Origin of the sequence: Leptotrichia sp. OH3620_COT-345 (genome assembly GCF_003932895.1) — a bacterium.
Taxonomy (GTDB): Bacteria; Fusobacteriota; Fusobacteriia; order Fusobacteriales; family Leptotrichiaceae; genus Pseudoleptotrichia.
Map to the genome: position 1 here is coordinate 1 of NZ_RQYW01000084.1, position 681 is coordinate 681.

Here is a 681-nt window from a genome sequence, read left to right on the forward strand (position 1 = left end):
GCATAAGTTGGGTTTGCTACCCATTCATTCGTATTTCTACCACCAAAACCATTGTTTAGTATTGATAATTTTTTTAAATCATAATTCCCTGCCTTCATTATTTTTTTAAGTGCATAATCTTTCATGCCAAAAAAAGTATCTTGAACCGATGATAGTGGAGCGTAACCAGCAGTTATACTATCTCCGTCTAATGCTATTGATATATTATTTACACCGTCATAAATTTTCTCATACCAATGCTCTAAATATTCATGTCCCCAAATAGGTGTAACTGGATATTTGTAATAATCAAACGCAGTAGTAGTTGTTGTAACAGTGTCATTACTTACTGACGGGGTATAATTTACCATTTTTTGAAAACTATCTAAATTACTCGGTACGTTGTTAGTGGATGAAGTGTAATTTAAAACTTGCATGTCTGCTAATATCATGTCAATATCAGATTGTGTAAGAGGTTTTAATCTAACATACCCTTGAATAGCATATATTCCATTTGCGTTTATATTTTTTTCGTTTGTAACAGTAACACTCTCACATTTCAAAGTATTGCTATTAAATTTAACTAATTCTAATCTTAAATATTTTGAGTTAGTATATTTTAAAATAGAACCCTTATTTAATGTCATTTTTTGAGTTGAAAAGTATGTCTTGTTAATATCTTTTGAAGCACTACCAACACTA

The 681-nt window shown here is 29.8% G+C and carries 1 protein-coding gene; it reads right to left on the reverse strand.

Going from position 1 to position 681, the window contains the following annotated elements; all coding sequences use genetic code 11:
• Window positions 1–681 (reverse strand): hypothetical protein (locus EII29_RS12310; RefSeq protein ID WP_158612541.1); only part of this gene is annotated, 681 nt, incomplete at both ends.